The organism is Chlorogloeopsis sp. ULAP01 (assembly GCF_030381805.1).
Taxonomy (GTDB): domain Bacteria; phylum Cyanobacteriota; class Cyanobacteriia; order Cyanobacteriales; family Nostocaceae; genus Chlorogloeopsis.
The window spans coordinates 175674-194401 of the sequence record NZ_JAUDRH010000011.1 but is presented as its reverse complement, the minus strand read 5'-3'; the positions used below and the strand labels follow the sequence as shown (position 1 = coordinate 194401).

The window sequence follows — 18728 nt, the reverse complement described above, 5'->3', positions numbered from 1 at the left end:
ATGGACAATCTTGCATATTTGTACGTAGCTTCTGCCTACGAAGAACCCTTACAGAATGAATTGATTAATTTCAATTCTTTGTTAAAGAGCGCACCAGCGCCTGACTGGAGACGACTCTCTGGTAAGGCTTGGAAGTATATGCTGCCCTTGCTCGTTACCCTGTCTACTCTCAGTGCTGTCACTAGTGTTTTAGCATTAGAAAGAGGAGATCAAGGCCCTTCTGTCCGCTCTTTGCAACAAAGACTAAAGAATGCAGGCTTTTATCAAGCTTCAATTACACAAGTCTACGACTTTGATACCGAAGCTGCTGTCCGTAGTTTCCAAAAAGCAGCTGGTTTGCAAGTAAATGGTATCGCTGGATCAACAACTTTACAAAAATTAGAGAACTGGCAGAAAGGTACGGTTAAAGCCCAAAGCAAAAAAACTAGTACTGCAAGTACTCAAATTAAAAAAGTTAATAATACCAATACCCAAAGCAAAAAAACCAGCACTGTAAAAACCCAAAGCCAAGTTGCCAGAACTGTAAGCAACAAAGCTCAAACAGTAAATACTCTGAATGCTTCTACTAACAATAAGCGTCGTAGCCCCAATTTATTACAAAAAGGCGACGAAGGTGAACAAGTTAGGATTTTGCAAGAACGTTTGCGAATAGCGGGTTTTTATTTTGGTCAATCTACTGGTATATTTGGCCCAATTACAGAAGAAGCTGTCAAAAGATTTCAAGTAGCTTACAGATTAGATGTTGATGGTGTTGTAGGACCTAATACTCTCCGCAAATTGCCCCCATTGGGTGTTGGTGGCACACAAGAAGTTGCCAAACCAGTTAAACAAAGAGATAATCTCAGCCAAGGCGATCGCGGTGAGCCAGTTAGAGTTCTTCAAGAACAGTTAATCCAAGCCGGTTATTTGCAGGGAGAGCCAAATGGCTACTACGGGCCTTATACTGCGGATGCAGTCAGGCGTTTTCAAGCTGATAATTTCCTGGCAGTAAGTGGTATTGCAGGGCCAACTACCAGAGCCAAATTACATAATACCGTCAAGACTGCTGCTAAGAGTGAATTTGAAGTTTTGGAAATCCAAAGACGACTGCGCGATCGCGGCTTTTATAAAGGCGTTCTCAATGGCGTCATGGGAGATGAAACCAAGCGAGCCATTAAACTAGCTCAAGAGTTTTATGGTATTAGCTTGAGTGATGTTAGAAGCGGACGCTTCTAACACCTACACTCTCTGTTGGTAACAGTGCTTAACAGCTTGCCTACCTCCATTCGCCGTTAGTTTTAAACTGCTCAAAAACTGCCTATAAATCTATATCAGCATTTGCCCCAATCATCTTAACTTAAGTGTTACACAGGCATCAAAGACCGTTGGCACTTCGGACAGATAGCATGAATTGATAGTTGGCAATCAAGCAGGTGATAACCCTCTTTTTGAGCAGTTTTCGCACCAATTTTTAAAATGGAGTCGTTTTTGAACTCGATGGTAGTATTACACCTGATACAAATCAGGTGATGGTGATGATGGGGGTAAGGCTGATTTAATTCATAATGTTTATGACCTTCTCCCAACTCTAATTCCCGCAAAATCCCCATCCGTGCCATCAACTTCAAAGTTCGATAAATAGTTGACAGACTAATTCCTTCTCCTTTGGTTTCTAGTCGATGATACAAATCCTCTGCACTGAGATGTTCTCCTTGCGGAAGATCCTGAAAAATGTGTAGAATTGTTTCTCGCTGGGGAGTTAAACGCCAGCCTCGTTCGTTCAATTCTGCCTTAAGTGAAGTAGCGCTGTAAACCGTCATACAAGTTTTTCTCAACAAACCCTGTCAGCTGAGAATATAGCAAAAGTTTAGACCAATTTGCAACAAAGAATGCTTATTGCAATTATTTACTAAAAATGATGGTAAAAGCTATTGAAGCTCGATTAACAATAGATTAAAATGCGATCCCCGTACTCAAAATATCTTGAGAGATAACAACTTTTAGTTTATATGGACTTAAATGCAAATAATTTGCTGTAGAGCGATGAGAGACTTTGGGAACGGGGATGGGACAAATCTATCAATAATGATTTGTCCATAGTCAACAGTAGATAAATGAGAGTTTGTTCACTGTTGACTATTGACAACTGAGCATTGACCATTTGTCAACTAAGGGATTCCAAATAGTCGCGAATCAGATTACGGCGCTTGGGTTGGCGCAACTTCTGTAGTGCTTTTGATTCAATTTGACGAACTCGTTCCCTGGATAAGTCAAGAGCGCGTCCAATTTCCGCTAGCGAGTAAGGATGTCCATCTGCCAAGCCAAACCGCATCAAAATTACATCCCGTTCGCGACTGGTTAAATCTGCCAAAAGGTGCTGTAAATCTTTTTGTAAAGATTCTCGCATTAACATATCCTCTGGCGTCACACCATCAGTTTCGAGCAATTCGCCCAATTCTGTGTCCTTATCCTTACCAACTTTGGTTTCTAAAGAAACAGAGCGGGGAACTCTTAACAAAACTTCTCGCACCTGAGCAGGTGTCATTTCTAATTCTTGTGCCAAGTCTTCCAGAGTTGGAGTGCGACCTTTTTCTTGAGCGATTTTACGTTGAGCTTTTTTAATTTTGTTTAACTTTTCTGTAATGTGAACCGGCAGACGAATTGTGCGGCTAGAAGTAGCGATCGCCCGCGTGATACCTTGACGAATCCACCAATAAGCATAAGTGCTGAAGCGATATCCCTTAGTGGGATCAAATTTTTCCACAGCTCGCTCCAAGCCCAAAGTGCCTTCTTGGACTAAATCTAATAATTCCAAACCACGATTTTGATACTTCTTAGCAACTGATACCACCAGGCGGAGATTGGCTTTAATCATGTGTTCTTTAGACTGGAGTCCGTCACTTTGAATTTTCTCCAGTTCCTCCACAGTCAACTTAGCCACTTCAGCCCAGCGACGTTTTCCCTGTCCTAAAGTTTGCTTGAGCTCGAACACGTCCACACCAGCAGCACGAGCCCACCGTTCTATAGAAGGACGATGTCCCAGTTCCGATGCCAAACGCTCCTGAATTTCAATGATGCGCAGATACGGTGCAACTATTTCATCTCCCTGCTTGGCAGCATTAGACAAAACTATCCGCAACCGCAAGTAGCGCTGGACTTTTTGAGCTTCTGAAACTTCTTCATCCCGTCCTAACAGTCTAACCCGACCAATTTCCTGAAGATATAGACGTACCAAGTCTGTGCTGCGACGGTTAACGCTAGGAGCGAAACTAGCCGGATCGGTAGAAACCATCTCCAACTCTTCCAGATCGTCTAGCGGCAGTTCACTCTCATCAATTGTGATATCTGAGTCAAACATCTGGGGTGACTGTTGGGTTTCGTAGGCGGCGTCTGCGTAAAAAGATGTTGCTGGCATAAGGATCGTCTCAATGACTCCAGGTAACAATAGATTGCGGTTAGCTAATCAACTGTTGCTATTGTTCCCGTGATTTACGAAGAACTAACATTGTTTTGAGTAACCTTGAGGTTTTTTTTCAAAAAACCAAACAGGTATTATTTATTACATTCAACAAAAGTGTCTGCTATGGCTTTCATCCGAGTTGAAGTAAAACGGTTCAAAGACCTAGCTAGACTTAAAATTATTAATTTTTTAGTTAATGTTTAAACCTCAATTGCTCATATTTGTTAATTTTTAAACCTCGTATAAATACACATCAGTAAGACACTTGTTTTTCACAAGCATAGTCATATCTACATAGTTATGTGAGTAATTTCCTGAAGGTTTGAACAATTTTTCGTCAGGGTTTCTTGGGAATTGATAGTAGTTAGTTGCTAGGAGATAGTGGATAGTGATTAAGGGAAAATAACCAAAAAATAGTTACTGTACGGGGAATTAACTAAGATTTCAGTCAAATGACTAAAACATTTATGTCGATTCACCTGAAAACTACTAGCAATTTACTAGTGATATTCCGGCTTGATGTCTCGCAGCATTAGTTCTTCAAGCGCTTGTCGGGGAGTAACTTCACCCTGAAGTAAACGATAAACCTGCTCGGTAATTGGCGTGGAAATGTTTTGCTGCTTGGATCGCTGCATTAATACTTTAGTCGTATTGATGCCCTCAGCTGTTCCTTGCAAATGAGCAAGAATTTCTGCCAAAGTTTTACCACAGGCTAGTTGATAACCAACTTGATAATTGCGACTCAAAGGACTGTTACAAGTAGCAAGCAAATCGCCTAAACCAGACAAACCGTAAAATGTTTCCTTTTTTCCACCCCAATGCACACCAATACGAACCATTTCTGTTAAACCACGGGTAACTAAAGCAGCTTTGGCATTAGTTCCCAACTGCAAACCATCACACACACCCGCAGCGATCGCAATCACATTCTTCAGTGTTCCCCCTAGTTCTACTCCTAAGGTGTCCGTATTGGTATAAACCCGGAAACGATGAGAGGAAAATACTAGCTGCACATCCTCAGCAGCACTGATAACGCTGCTGGCAACTACCGTTGCAGCTGGTAATTCCTGTTGAATTTCGGCAGATAAATTCGGCCCGGAAAGCACCACTATTGGATGATGGGGAAAAGCTTCTTGCCAAATTTGTGAAGGCGTGCAGGTGGTTTGAGGATCTAAACCTTTCGTTGCCGTGACAAAAATTATTTCTGGAGAAAGGGATAAAGACTTCAGCCCAGAAACAACATCTCTTACACCCTTCATCGAAACTGCTGAAAGGATTATATCAGCACCCTCTAATACCTCCGCCAAAGTTTTGGAACCCCGACGCGACCAAACATGGACTTTGTGACCATTCGTTGATGCCAAAGTTGCCAAAGCACTTCCCCAAGCACCCGTACCCAGAATTACTACTGATTTGGAATTAGTCATTGGTCATTGGCCGTTGGTCATTACTCATTGGTTAGTAGGGGCGGGTTTATTTTAGATATTTCGTTATTTTGAGAGATTACTAATAAAACCCGTCCGTACAGTGGTTAGTAGTAAAAATAATCTCCCACTCGCCCACTCTCCGCGTCTCCGCGTCCCTTCGTCCCCACGTCTCTCACTCTCCTTGTCCTCTTCTACGGGGGTAACGTGCCATCAATTCTCTGACTTGTTCTGCATGATAGGAGCTTCTAGTCAATGGAGAAGAAACAACTTGTAAAAACCCCAATTCTTCGCCAAATGCTTTCCAGGCAGCAAATTGATCTGGGTGGATAAATCCATCTACTTTCAAATGTTTTTGGCTGGGTTGGAGGTATTGCCCAATCGTTAAAATATCACAATCCACCGATCGCAAATTTCTCATGACTTGGCGAATTTCTTCATCGCTTTCGCCGAGTCCCACCATAATTCCGGATTTTGTATAAATCCACGGTGCCAGTTGGCGGGAACGCTCCAGTAATTCCAACGTGCGATCATAATTACCTTGGGGACGCACGCGGCGATACAAGCGCGGAACCGTTTCTGTGTTGTGGTTGAGAACTTCTGGCTGTGCTTGCAAAATTAACTCCAGCGCTTCCCAATTACCGCACAGATCGGGAATTAATACTTCAATGGTAGTGTTGGGTGAAATGGCGCGAATTCCTTCAATACAATCAACAAACTGGGATGCACCTCCATCCGGCAAATCATCACGGTTTACAGAAGTGATGACCACATGATTTAGCTTCATGCGGCGTACTGCTTCCGCCAGTCGTGCAGGTTCCGTCGGGTCTAGGGGTTTGGGTTTTTTCTCAAAATCTATATCGCAGTAAGGACAAGCACGCGTACAAGCTGGCCCCATAATCAAAAATGTCGCCGTACCAGCATTGAAGCACTCACCAATATTCGGACAGGACGCTTCCTCGCACACCGTATTCAGGGCTAAATCCCGCAAAATCTCCTTAACATTACCCACACGCTCCCATTGAGGCGCTTTTACCCGCAACCAGTCTGGCTTTACAGTCACAATTTGCCTTCACCACTTAAAGTTAGTTATCAAAGTTAATGGTAGCAAGTTCCGACAAAAGCGGAGCTGAAGTGTGAAGTATGAAATATGAAGTGTGAAATAATCTTCTGTTTCCTGTCCTCTATCCCCTAATTTGTAATTTCCCCAAGCTTATGATACTCTCTATTTATATTGGCATTACTGTGCCGGGATGTAGCGCAGCTTGGTAGCGCACTTCGTTCGGGACGAAGGGGCCGCTGGTTCGAATCCAGTCATCCCGATTTTTTGTACATTCGCAAATTATATGTCGCATTTCGCAAATTAATGTCGTTTTTTTGCACATTAGTGTCGGTTTGACTGTTTTTTAGAGTCAATCTAATTATAATGAGTTCTCGCAAATTAATGTCGCGACAGTGATGTGGTGGAGTTGATTCTACTACACTTGTAGAATATGCTAAAAAGTTCAGAATATTCCCGAACGAAGTGCGCCTTTCAACCCTCCTTATTCAAACTAAATATTTTACATAGTAACAACAAAAATTTGCTTTCAACCCACCCCTAGCCGGAATGGTGGTTGAAACTTTAGAAGTCCTAAAGCAGTCAATTCTTTATCGCGCCTTTCAACCCACCCCTAGCCGGAATGGTGGTTGAAACTTGCATGGCACAGCTTTTTGGCTCAATGATGGATTCTTTCAACCCACCCCTAGCCGGAATGGTGGTTGAAACTTTAGTAGTTGCCATTGGTAAGCGCGAACAGGTTCTTTCAACCCACCCCTAGCCGGAATGGTGGTTGAAACCTTGCCGTCTAGACCCCTTGCAAATAAAGCTTTTCAGATACAAATTTGGCATATCCCTTAAAAAGCTTCTCTCGTCTCGCATCAAAAAACTAAATCAATTTACACACTAGTTTCTGAAATTAAGACATCACAAGGGTTTTAAAGTTTTGGCGGGACTCCAGGGATTTTGCCCCCGCTTTGACACGCCAAAAAAATATTTTGGAGGGTTCCCCCGACGAAGGGGGTGGTTCAGTAGCCACCACTGCGGTAACCCACACCGTTGAGAACAACGGCTACAGCTAAAAGCCTTACTCCTTATTGCTGGGAGCGCACCTATCCCATCTATAGAATTCTACAGATGGCAGCATCAGAAGCGGGCAGCTACCAGGGTCAGAAAGCATGACGATCTGACAACCGCCAAACTAACCCAGATTTTTCACAGTACATTGGCTCAAAAGAGCATGAACTGCGACGCTGTTATGACAATATTATATTTTCAAGGTTCGGATTAGTGAATTAAATTAAAGCGGCTTGACGTTCTTGGTATGCAAAGGTGGCTAAATCTCGCGCTTTTTCTTGTGGACTGCCTCTGATTGGCTGTGTACCAATTTCAGTAGAAATTCCAACTTTTGCACCTTGGGATTTAATAATCTCAATTAATCGGCCGTAACTCCAGCGATGAACGCTCATACGATATTCTTTGGCGTATTTTTGTTGGGCTTCCTTGTAACCAGGACATCTTTTCTCTGCTCTGGATTGGATTTCACTGCTGATTTGCTCACGCACATCACAGAGTTTTGGGATAACTATGCTGCCTGCTTGATAGGTTTTGGCGATCGCAATTATTGCATCTGCCAACAATCTATCAACGTATTGACCTAATTCAGATTCACCAAAGGAATTTGGCGCATTCCGTTTCTGGGCTTTGTGACGTTCATGAAATAGGCGTTGCTGTTGTTGTCGCTGGCGGTTGAGAAGGTTGTAGTTTTTACCCAGTAGTTGTTTGACACTGCGATAAGCTAGAACTTCATTTTTAACAACATCCACTACAGCTAGTGTTACTGGCTTTTCTAGACCAAAACTAACACCAACTAGGATTGAGGGTTGACCTTGATAATTAGGCTTGCTGGGACGAGGGAAAGGGTTATTAATCCGATCTACTGTTGATTGCTGTCGAGTTATAAAAGCTTGCTGTTGAACGTTGAGGTCATCTTTCTGTTTTGCCTTTGTTAAAGTTTCGGTTATTTTTGTGCTTTTCTCATCAACTACTTGTTGAGTTCCTTCAATAGTCCACATCCGAGTATCTAAAGCGCAGTAAAGATGTAGTTGATTAACTTTCCAAGGTTCACCTTTTTCTTCTCCTGGTGACCAAGCAAGCCTTCCTGAACGCAGAGTAAACAAACTGCTTGAGTATTGGTTTTTATGATTGCGTTTGAGTTCTTGATCTTCTAGGAAGCGTTTAAAGTAGTGCAAATGACGCTTATCACAGTAAATCTCAAAGGTTAGTTTTCCCAAGCCATTGAACCGAACAAAGAGACGACCTTTGTCATTTTTTAACCATGTCATATCTTCGTTAGATTCGTAAGCAACAGGAAAGGGGACAGCAGCATTTTTTCTTAAAAGTGCTGCTTGCCAAGCTTTTGCCTCATTTTCATTTTGGGGTACATTGGCTGTAGCAATTTCTAAAATCTTGAACCACTCTTCTCCTGTTACATCTCTACCTTTAGGTACACGACTTTGAAGCTGGTCTTTTAATCGCTGAATTTCTATTTCTTTTTTGCGTTTATATCTAGTAAATTCTTCTGGATCTTCGTCGAGTTCACTAATTTGACAGTTATTTTTCAGCAGATATGCGATCGCACAACGAGTAAGAGGGTTTTGTGTTTGTTCGTAAGTGTTTAAAAGAATTTGAAACAGTGAAGATTTTTGTAACTTTGCAGATTTTTTAGTTCTTTTGCTCTTTGTCTGGTTGTTATTATGCTTGGACTGGGGGGTAAATTTGATAAGAAGTTCAGTAGCTTTAGTACGAATTACATCTAGGCTTAATTGGCTTTCTTGTTCCAGTTCTTCATCACTTTTGAGGATTTTCAGCCAACGTTCTTTGCCTTCTATTTTGCGCTTTCTTCGTTTCTGTAAAGCGAACCAGGATTTATATACATAATCTACTAGAGCGATCACTGAGGTGTAAAAGCGTCCAGGTTGACCAGCAAAACGCTCTTGAGTTTTGAGGGAGTTAACAAGTGTTTTGAGGAATTCGGTAGGTATTTTGCCTTTTTCTAGCCAGGTTTCAAATTCTGGGTGTTTTCCTACCTGTGCTAATAATTCATTGATGAGTGGTGTATTTTTTTCAGCCATCAGTTCCCACAGTTGGCGGAGGGTGTCTTCTTCAGCAACCAAGCGACATTGAATTGTAATCACGCTCATGGTGTCCTCAGTTTTGTGGGTTCGGTAAAACTGACAGGGTTGTTAATTGTTTTTTTACTTCTTTAAGTATAGCGCAATGACGCAATAGCGCAATGACGCAAACGTTTTTTTACTAAGAGGCTGTGCAAAAATAAAAGCCGCAAGCTTTGGCTGCAAATTAGGATGGCAGAAGAAACTAGAGAGGTTAGGGGGAGGCTCCCTAAAGACTTAAAAATCGCGTTTGAAATCGCCTGTGCGCGTCTGGAAGTGACGCAAACTGCGGCTTTGGAGGAAGCAATTCGAGATTGGTTGCAAAAAAAAGAGTCCTCAGAAAAGCAGCAATAAGAAAATTGAGGGATGTGTTTGCGATCAGTTATGTTTGCTGTGACACACTCCTCTATTGAGTAAAGTCGGTGATTCTAATGCTGGTAGCTTAAGAGTTCGTAATAATTTCGGGATAAAGCTTATACTCTCTGCTATTCCCGTTATGATGCTCTCCAACAAAATCCTGAAAGGATTCAAAACTTAAACTTTTGCCCATAGCCTTTCCAATTAGCGTCAATAAATTGTTTGCCCGCATCTGAAAAAATCTTTCAAAGTCATCTTGCCGCAAACTTTTTGGAGATATAGCGTGCGATTGCAGTATTTCATCCAGTCTTTTAGCTGATGTACCAGAACGTTCAAACTCTTCTAAATAAACTGAAGGCGCTTTACTACCAATCTTCTTGTTTGTTTTGGCGCTTAAAGGTGTGCAGTTAATCAAGCAGTTATACTTTTTGGGATCAATGCCTTGCTTGCGACACCACGCCACAGGGAAAATGTAGTGCGAATCTATCTGTTCTTCAAAATAAATCACATCATTGATTTCTTCCCCAGTACACCAATCAATTGCCCCCTCACGTCGTAGTAAAGCAGCTAAACCCTGATATACTGCGCCGTAACGTTTTCTGACGCTAATCAACCTATCAAAAGAAAAATCCGCTTGCACAATGGTGAGTGGTAGTGAACCACCTGCTAACCATTCTGGTACTTCAATAACGTCTCTCCCAGCTCTTGCTTCATTGAAGCGTGTATATACTTCACCAAACATTCCACACCATAACCAGCGTTCCAGCATAGAACGTATATGAGAAGAACGGGAACGCTCACCCAAAATAGTAAAAATGGTGCTGAGGATGACTAATTGAATCGGGTAAGCCAAAGATATGCTGGCAAGCAGACGACGCACATGAGTAATGTTCTTAACGGCACAGTAACTCACGAATCGTGACTATTTCATAGCTATTATGAGTGATCGAGCGCCAATAGGTTAGGATTGTTTGTGATGCGATCACTATTCCTTCTTTAGATACCACTGCAAACAAAGTACTTAAAAGCTATCTGGCTTGAGCCTGCTATCGTTACTTGCTACCAGATCATCCTCTAAGAAGTCGTTCTCGTAGATTAAAGTTTCAATCAAATATAGTAACTGTAGTTTAAAGTGATACAAATCACAGGTGGGAAAATTAGCAGTAACTAAAATTATAATGTTATATTTTAGACTTAGGTAAATATAGGATTTTTCACCTTTAAGACAATAATGGTATTTGAACTTGGCATAGTCTAAACAAGGCTTATGCTTATTTATTTTATATTTCTTTAACGTTTAATAGCTAATTTTACGTATGTAAAGTTTGTGTAAAAAAGTACTTTTTTATATAAACTTCTTTAGATCTCTAATTTATAAGTGTAAAATTACACATAAATTAGGTAGCTTTTCATAAATATATACGTATTTGTCACTGTAAGCGATCGCTTCACAGGTGATTTTTCATGCAAAAAGTAGCTTCTCTGAGGTTGGTGTAGGGGTTTCAGCAGGGCAAAGGATTGTAGCGGATGAGTGTTGTTACTGGGCAAATTGTGCGGGTGCGATCGCGGCAGTATCTTGTAGAAGATGTAGTGGCTAAACCTTCTGTGAAGGAAGACACTTTAGTTTGCCTCTCATGTTTAGAAGATGATGCGTTAGGGGAACAGTTAGAAGTTCTTTGGGAAAGGGAAGTTGACGCGAAAATCATAGGTAAAACTTCCTGGGAATCTATAGTAAACCGAGGTTTTGACAATCCCCGTTTATTTTCGGCTTATCTCCACACTCTACGGTGGAACTGCGTTACCTCAACTGACCCGAAACTTTTTCAAGCACCCTACAGAGCAGGTATTGAAGTCAAAGCTTACCAACTTGAACCGCTACGTAAGGCTTTGTTAATGCCGAGAGTTGGTTTGTTTATCGCTGATGATGTTGGTTTGGGGAAAACCATTGAAGCAGGGCTGATTTTAAGAGAAATGTTGATGCGGCAAAAAGTTCGCCGTGTCGTGATTTCCTGTCCGCCGTCAGTTGTACGGCAATGGCAAGAAGAAATGGAAAGCCGCTTCGGGCTAACTTTTGTGATTTTTGACCGTGAGTTTGTAGCTAGTCGTCGTCAAGAACGGGGTTATGGGATTAACCCTTGGACAACTCACAGCCGCTTCATTATTTCTCATGCTTTGTTACGCGATGAAACCTATGCTGCTCCTTTGCGTGATTGGTTAGGAGATTTTGCAGGCGGCTCAATGCTGATTCTTGATGAAGCACACAATGCCGCCCCAGCTAGTGGTGCAAAGTATGCTGTAGATTCTCAGTTAACACGCACTGTCCGCGATATAGCGCCCAGGTTTGAACATAAGCTGTTCCTTTCTGCTACTCCTCATAATGGTCATTCCAATAGTTTTGCAGCTTTATTAGAAATCCTCGATCCGCAACGGTTTTGTCGAGGTGTCCCTGTGCGCGATCGCAAGCTTCTGGACACAGTGATGGTACGGCGATTAAAGCAAGATTTACGGGAGATTGGCGAAGAGTTTCCTGAACGACGCGTAATTCCTATCGTCATAGATAATCTTCCAGAAGATGCACCCGAATTGAAACTGTCGCGGTTGCTGCAAGAATATCGCAGTCTGCGGGAAGAACGGCTGAAGGAAGCATCGAAGTCAACCCAAAATGCGGCGATGCTGGTAATCACTTCGCTGCAAAAGCGTCTATTGTCTTCCATCGAAGCTTTTGCACGAACTTTGAAAGTTCATCGTGCGGCGATTGAAAAGCAAGCTGCTAACCCTTCGGCTTCGCTCAGGGCTAGCCGTTCTGGAAACGCCATCGAAAATTTACCTTTGCTGTTAGAACCCCCTGGTGCTGACGATGAACGCGCGGAACTAGCAGAAGAAGAAGTACAAGCAGAAGAAGATACTCAGGTAACGGTTGCTACTGGACAGGCTGCAAGCTTTGGGTTAAGCAGTAGGGAATTGGAAATCTTAGAAGAGATGACCGATGTAGCAAACAAAGCTAGATATCAAGCAGACCCACGAGTTGAAAAATTAGTGGCATCGATTAAACAAAATATCTGCCCTGATTTGGGTAAAACTAATGCTGCTTGGTTAGAGAAGCGAGCCATTATATTTACGGAATACACAGATACTAAACGCTACCTACAGCAAAAACTCCAAGAAGCGATCGCAGGCTCAGACAGAGAACGCGATCGCATCGATGTGTTTCATGGTGGCATTGGTGAAGAACGCCGGGAAGCCATTAAAAATGCTTTTAACTCCGACCCATCGCGTCACCCTCTCCGCATTCTCATAGCCACGGATGCAGCGCGGGAAGGGGTAAACCTGCAAAACAATTGCGCTGACTTATTCCATTTTGATGTGCCTTGGAACCCGTCGAGAATGGAACAGCGCAACGGTCGTATTGACAGGAAATTACAGCGATCGCCTGTTGTTCACTGCTACTACTTTGTTTTAGCGCAACGGACAGAGGACAAAGTATTGAAAGTGCTGGTGAAGAAGACCGAAACAATTCAAAGGGAATTGGGGACGCTTTCGCCAGTTGTGCAGAAGAATTTATCGCGGTTGCTGGAAGGTGGTATTCGCCACAATCAGGTAAATAGTATAACTGCATCCATCGAACAAGCTGATTTACCTAACTTATCAATCATTAACGAGGAACTCGAAGAAAATCGACTGCGGAAGGAAGAATTAACCAAGGAATTATCTCAGTTGCAAGAGATGTTGAAAACCTCGCGGGATTGGTTGGGACTGAGTGATGAACACTTCCGCAATGCTATTTCCGCCTCTTTGGAAATTCTCGGTGCAACTCCTCTGGCCCCAGTTGATAGTCAAGAAGCTTGTCAAGATTCGGCTACTGCACGCTGGACGCTTCCACCCCTTGACCAACGCGCAGACCCGACGTGGGCGAATACTCTTGATACCTTAAGACCGCCACGCAAGAAAGGACAAAAGCCTTGGGAATGGCGAAGGGAAGCAGCGATTCGTCCAGTGGTATTTCGTGACCCTGGTTCATTGGATGGGGATGTAGTTCACCTGCATTTAGAACATCGGGTTGTACAGCGTCTTTTAGGGAGATTTTTAGCGCAAGGGTTTTTACATGATGAATTAACTCGCGCTTGCGTTTGTCTAACTGATGACCCAATTCCTAAAGTTCTCGCCTTGGGACGGTTATCGGTTTACGGACAGGGTGCGTCACGGCTGCATGACGAAGTAATTGCGATCGCGGCGGAATGGTCAGACCCAGCCGCTAGGGGACGCAAGAAACTACAACCGTTAAACGAAGGGGAGAAAGACAACGTACTGGCTTTATTGGAAGATTCTTTAGCTTCCCCTCGTTTGCAAAAAGCATCTCAGACGGTTAAAGAACTGCTGAAACAGAATGCTACTCAAGATATTGCTGATTTGATTCCCCATTTAGAACGTCGTGCCAATATTTTGGCTCAAAGGGCTGAGAAAAAGTTAACCGAACGGGGCAAAAAAGAAGCTGTGGAGATGAAAAAAATTCTCGAACAGCAGCAGCAGCGTATTAGCCAACGTAAGCAGGAAATTGAAGATACCAAAGCTATCCAGCTATCGATTCCGTTTGCAGAGTTCCCAGCCGAGGAAAAACGGCAGTTAGAAGCAGACCGCCGCCATTGGGAAAAGCGATTGAAAGCACTGGCTGAAGAGATTAATTCAGAACCTGTCCGAATTGAAGCTTCCTACGAAGTGCGGGCGGTGCGAGTTGAACCTGTGGGATTGATTTATTTGTGGCCAGTTTCGGGTTGACAAGCATCATACCTACAAAAATGGGAACACTAACAACGACCCTAACAAATGAGGCGGTCGTGGTTAAGGATAGGGAAATTCAAGCGCATAAGGAATGGTTGGGCTTCCTTCAGCCAGTGGGGTTGGTAGTATCGCCAACGGCGTTAAATAATGCCCAAATGTCGGTAAATCGCAACGTTGTTGAGTTACAGCAACGGTTAAGCGAAATAGTCAGCCGAGATTCTTCCGATGACGGCAGCAACAACACCTGCGTAATTTCTGACTTTCCCACCTTCACAGTTGAAATTCTGGGTTGGCAACCGACAGATTTAGTCGAGAGTCCAGAGGATTTGGCGGTATCGCTACCAGAATACGGTGAAACCTTACAACCAACCTATGCCGTACCTGACCCGGATAATGGTGGTTGGTTGATGCTGGTACAGGTCATTTCCCCTGGTACTGACCTTGATAGAGTCAGCGAGAATATCAAATCTACAGGATGGCACGCCAGCCCCCAGGCGAAGTTTGAGCGACTGTTGCGGGAGAAAGAAATTCCTGTAGGTATTTTGTGTAATGGTACAGAATTACGTTTGGTATATGCCCCACGCGGTGAATCTTCTGGACACCTGACCTTTCCGGTACAGGCGATGTGCGAAGTATCGGGACGGTTGATTTTGGGTGCAATGCAGATGTTGTTGGAAGAACAGCGAGTGTTCAATGCGCCAACAGACCGCCGTTTAGTAGCCTTGCTGCAAAATAGCCGCAAGTACCAAAACGAAGTTTCTACCAAGTTATCAGAACAGGTACTTGATGCACTGTGGGAATTACTGCGGGGTTTTCAAGCTGCGAATGACCATGCTAAAGGAATCTTGCTTGATGACATTGCCCAAAACGACCCCCAACATATCTACGGTGGATTAATTACAGTTTTGCTGCGGTTGGTGTTTCTGCTGTATGCGGAAGATGAGGGTTTAATGCCGCAAGGTTCGATTTACACGCGCAACTATTCGGTAACTGGACTTTATGAGAGATTGCGCGAGGATGCAGGTATTTATCCTGACACAATGGAACAGCGTTATGGTGCTTGGGCGTGGTTACTCAGTCTTTTTCGCTTAGTTTACGATGGCGGCTGTCATGCTGACTTATATTTGCCAGCACGTCACGGACAGCTTTTTGACCCGGATGAGTACGCATTTTTAGAAGGTCGTTCTCGCCATACTACCTATAAAGAATGGGAGTTGATTGAACCGCCACGCATTTCTGATGGAGTCATTCACAAAGTATTGCAAGGTTTACTCGTTCTTGATGGTGAACGTTTGTCATACCGTTCTCTAGATGTGGAACAAATTGGGTCAGTGTACTCCGCGATAATGGGCTATGAGGTCAATAATGCTACTTCAAAATCAATTGGTGTATGGAGTAAACCCAAGGGTGCGAAAACCTCTGTAACTGTCGTTGTTAGCGTCGATGAGGTTTTAAACACCAAAGCCAATGACAGAGCGAAATATTTAAAAGAAGTTGCAGGTTGTGAAATTTCTGGTAAATCACTGACTGAGCTAAAGCAAGCGAAAACCACCGAGGATTTAATTGCAGCTTTAGGACGGAAGATATCGCCGCAAACACCCGCTTTACTGGCTACTGGTTCATTGTACTTGCAACCAGGGGAAGAACCGCGACGCAGTGGTACTCATTATACGCCCCGTGCGTTGACAGAACCGATTGTTAAAGAAACCCTCAGACCTGTATTAGAAGCGTTGGGCGAACGTCCTACACCAGAGCAAATTTTAGCTTTGAAGGTCTGCGATTTAGCCGTAGGATCAGCCGCGTTCTTGGTAGAAACTTGTCGTCAGTTGGCAGAAAAATTGGTGGAAGCTTGGAATCAGCATGGCATGATTTCCGAGGTTCCATCGGATGAAGAACCATTACTGTATGCGCGGCGTTTGGTGGCGCAGCGTTGTTTGTATGGTGTAGATAAAAACCCCTTTGCGGTGAATTTGGCGAAGTTATCTTTGTGGTTGGTAACTTTAGCAAAAAAGCATCCTTTTACATTTTTAGATCATGCTTTGAAATGCGGTGATTCATTGGTAGGTTTAACCCGTGACCAACTTGTTAAGTTTAACTGGGAAAAAGATACTACCTATGATGATAAAGAATTACCTTTATTTAATGAACAGATAAAAAAAGTTAAATTTAACCGTGATGAAATTCAAAGTTTAGGTGACGATAATTACGATACGAAGCGTGCTTTTTATCAAGCAACGGAGGAATTATTACATGATGCTCGTCTTAAAGGTGATTTAGTGATTGCTTCTTTCTTTGCTGCGGAGAAAGATAAAGCTAGGAAAGAGGAGAGAGATGGATTATTTCAGAAGTATTTTAAATGGCGGCGAAATCCAGATGAGAGTGCAGAGGCTTTAAGTATTAGTAAACAATTACGCCAAGCAGATAAATCTGTGAAGCCGTTTAATTGGGAGATTGAATTTCCAGAGGTATTTGATAGAGAAAATCCAGGGTTTGATGCAATTATAGGTAATCCACCATTTGCGGGTAAGAATACAGCAATAAATGCCCATGCGGATGGATATATGGATTGGTTGAAAGTGGTTAACCCAGAATCACATGGTAATTCTGATTTAGTCGCTCACTTTTACCGCAGGGCATTTGCACTTTTACGAAAATCCGGTTGTTTTGGTTTGATTGCTACAAATACTATTGCTCAAGGTGACACTCGTAGCACTGGATTGAGATATATCTGTGAGAATGGCGGTACTATTTACAATGCTCAAAAGCGGTTAAAGTGGCCAGGTTTAGCCGCCGTTGTTGTGAGTGTGGTTCATGTTATTAAACAAGAACATACAAAAATTAAACAAGAAAGCCAGGGAATCAATTCCCCGTCTCAAAGCGGAAATCCTCTGAAGAGGATTGATGAAAATATTGGTGAAAATTCTAGTCAGTTTCAACCGACTTCTGCTATTAGACCGGAAATTGATTTCCGGGCGGGTGTGGATGCTAATCAAAATAATAAACTTTTACAACCAATGCTCGACGGCAAAAAAGTTGATTTCATCTCAGCATTTTTATTTAAGTCTGGTGGTAATAACAACCCTGCTGTATTGTTAGCGAATGCTGATAAAAGTTTTCAAGGTAGCATCGTGTTGGGTATGGGTTTTACATTTGATGATTCCAACCCAGACGCTACATCTATTGCAGAAATGCACCGTTTGATTGAGGAAAACCCTAAAAATCAAGAGCGAATTTTTCCTTATATCGGTGGGGAAGAGGTTAACTCTAGTCCGACTCATGAACATCATCGGTATGTGATTAACTTTTTTGATATGAGCGAAGATGAAGCATGGGAATATCCTAATTTGATGCAGCTCGTTAAGGAAAAAGTTAAGCCTGAACGGGATACACAAAAAAGAGATGCTCTCCGTATTAGATGGTGGCAATATGCAGAGAAACGACCTGGTTTAGTGAAAGCGATCGCATCTCTCGAACGTGTGTTAGTTATTTCTCGTGTTGGTCAACATGGTTCATTTACATTTTTACCTTCTAACATTGTTTTTTCTGAAGGTTTAGTAGTGTTTGCAGACCAACGATATTCATTCTTAGGTATACTTCAATCTCGCATTCACGAAATTTGGGCAAGATTTTTAGGTTCATCCATGAAAGATGACCTCCGCTATACTCCCTCCGATTGTTTTGAAACCTTCCCCTTCCACGAAAATTGGGAAACAAACCCCACCCTAGAAGCCATAGGCAAAGAATACTACGAATACCGCGCCGCCTTAATGGTTCGCAACAACCAAGGACTCACCGACACCTACAACCGCTTCCACGACCCCGACGAATACGACCCCGAAATCCTCAAACTCCGCGAACTCCACACCGCAATGGATAAAGCCGTCCTTGACGCTTACGGCTGGTCAGATATCCCCACCGACTGCGATTTTATTCTCGACTACGTAGACGCGGAAGCGGCTTCCCGAAGGGTAGAGGAAGAAGACACAGAAAACAGCAGTGGACGACAAAAGAAAAAACCCTGGCGTTATCGTTGGCGCGAAGAAATTCATGATGAAGTTTTAGCACGCTTGCTTGATTTAAATCAAAAACGCGCCGAAGCAGAAATTCTAGGCGGTAAGGCTGCGAATAAGAGTAAGGGGAAAGGAGTACAGGCTAAAAGAAAGCGTAAAAATGAACATGAACGGGTAACTATTCCAGGGATGAAGGTAGATTAATTTACAGTATTTTGCATTTATAAAAAATAGCGATCGCATTTTCTAATATGGGGTGATGTCTTTATCCCGAATATCCCAACTATCCCGACAAACCGACAGACAGACAGAGATTTATAATCTCTGTCTAATAACGGAAGTCCTCTTTAAGAGGACTAAATTACTAAATTTTATCTTGGCGGTTGAGATAGTCATCTTCAGACGACTTCAGCTTTCAGACAGGGATTTATAATCCTGGCTGGCTGGGTGATTAATTAATGGGTCAATGATTGATTTACTGAATAATTAGCTCTATAGCTATTTTTATAA

At 42.8% G+C, this 18728-nt stretch carries 11 protein-coding genes and 1 tRNA gene; 6 read left to right on the top strand and 6 right to left on the bottom strand.

The window, feature by feature from the left end:
- Window positions 1-1215, top strand: coding sequence for a peptidoglycan-binding domain-containing protein (locus QUB80_RS21960; RefSeq protein WP_289791638.1), 1215 nt, complete (start codon window positions 1-3; stop codon window positions 1213-1215).
- A gap of 128 nt (window positions 1216-1343) precedes the next feature.
- Here the strand turns inward: QUB80_RS21960 and QUB80_RS21955 are convergent, their stop codons facing one another.
- The 4 genes from QUB80_RS21955 to lipA all read right to left on the bottom strand — a co-directional run bounded on the left by QUB80_RS21955 (window position 1344) and on the right by lipA (window position 5926).
- The gene (locus QUB80_RS21955) at window positions 1344-1799 is read right to left on the bottom strand and encodes a Fur family transcriptional regulator (protein WP_016877311.1); all 456 of its coding nucleotides are present in this window, start codon (window positions 1797-1799) and stop codon (window positions 1344-1346) included.
- A 344-nt stretch (window positions 1800-2143) separates the two neighbouring features.
- Complete coding sequence (gene sigC, locus QUB80_RS21950) at window positions 2144-3394, bottom strand: RNA polymerase sigma factor SigC (protein WP_289791637.1); 1251 nt, start codon at window positions 3392-3394, stop codon at window positions 2144-2146.
- 545 nt (window positions 3395-3939) lie between these two features.
- A complete protein-coding gene (locus QUB80_RS21945; RefSeq protein ID WP_289791636.1) occupies window positions 3940-4866 on the bottom strand; it encodes an NAD(P)H-dependent glycerol-3-phosphate dehydrogenase in 927 nt (308 codons plus the stop codon).
- A 172-nt stretch (window positions 4867-5038) separates the two neighbouring features.
- Window positions 5039-5926 (bottom strand): lipoyl synthase, encoded by an 888-nt coding sequence (lipA, locus tag QUB80_RS21940; protein WP_289791635.1) that lies wholly within the window; start codon window positions 5924-5926, stop codon window positions 5039-5041.
- A gap of 186 nt (window positions 5927-6112) precedes the next feature.
- Here lipA and QUB80_RS21935 point away from each other — a divergent pair.
- Both QUB80_RS21935 and QUB80_RS21930 read left to right on the top strand, forming a co-directional pair.
- Window positions 6113-6186 (top strand) — tRNA-Pro (locus QUB80_RS21935).
- Between the two features lie 359 nt (window positions 6187-6545).
- Window positions 6546-6683 (top strand): hypothetical protein, encoded by a 138-nt coding sequence (locus QUB80_RS21930; protein ID WP_289791634.1) that lies wholly within the window; start codon window positions 6546-6548, stop codon window positions 6681-6683.
- A gap of 514 nt (window positions 6684-7197) precedes the next feature.
- On the opposite strand, the gene cas12k is transcribed toward QUB80_RS21930, so the two are convergent.
- Window positions 7198-9105 carry a type V CRISPR-associated protein Cas12k gene (gene cas12k / locus QUB80_RS21925; protein ID WP_289791633.1) on the bottom strand — a complete coding sequence of 636 codons (1908 nt, stop codon included), beginning with the start codon at window positions 9103-9105 and terminating at the stop codon, window positions 7198-7200.
- 162 nt (window positions 9106-9267) lie between these two features.
- Here cas12k and QUB80_RS21920 point away from each other — a divergent pair, with 162 nt between their 5' ends.
- Window positions 9268-9429 carry a hypothetical protein gene (locus QUB80_RS21920; RefSeq protein WP_289791632.1) on the top strand — a complete coding sequence of 54 codons (162 nt, stop codon included), beginning with the start codon at window positions 9268-9270 and terminating at the stop codon, window positions 9427-9429.
- An 88-nt stretch (window positions 9430-9517) separates the two neighbouring features.
- On the opposite strand, the gene QUB80_RS21915 is transcribed toward QUB80_RS21920, so the two are convergent.
- Window positions 9518-10345, bottom strand: a complete 828-nt coding sequence (locus QUB80_RS21915; RefSeq protein ID WP_289791631.1) for a hypothetical protein — start codon at window positions 10343-10345, stop codon at window positions 9518-9520.
- Between the two features lie 614 nt (window positions 10346-10959).
- Between QUB80_RS21915 and drmD the strand changes: the two genes are divergently transcribed.
- Window positions 10960-14205: a DISARM system SNF2-like helicase DrmD gene (gene drmD, locus QUB80_RS21910; protein ID WP_289791630.1), complete on the top strand. Its 3246-nt coding sequence runs from the start codon at window positions 10960-10962 to the stop codon at window positions 14203-14205.
- Window positions 14206-14264: 59 nt separating this feature from the next.
- Entirely contained in the window at window positions 14265-18422 is a 4158-nt protein-coding gene (locus tag QUB80_RS21905) for an Eco57I restriction-modification methylase domain-containing protein (RefSeq protein WP_289791629.1), read from the top strand.
- The last annotated feature ends 306 nt before the right edge of the window (window positions 18423-18728 follow it).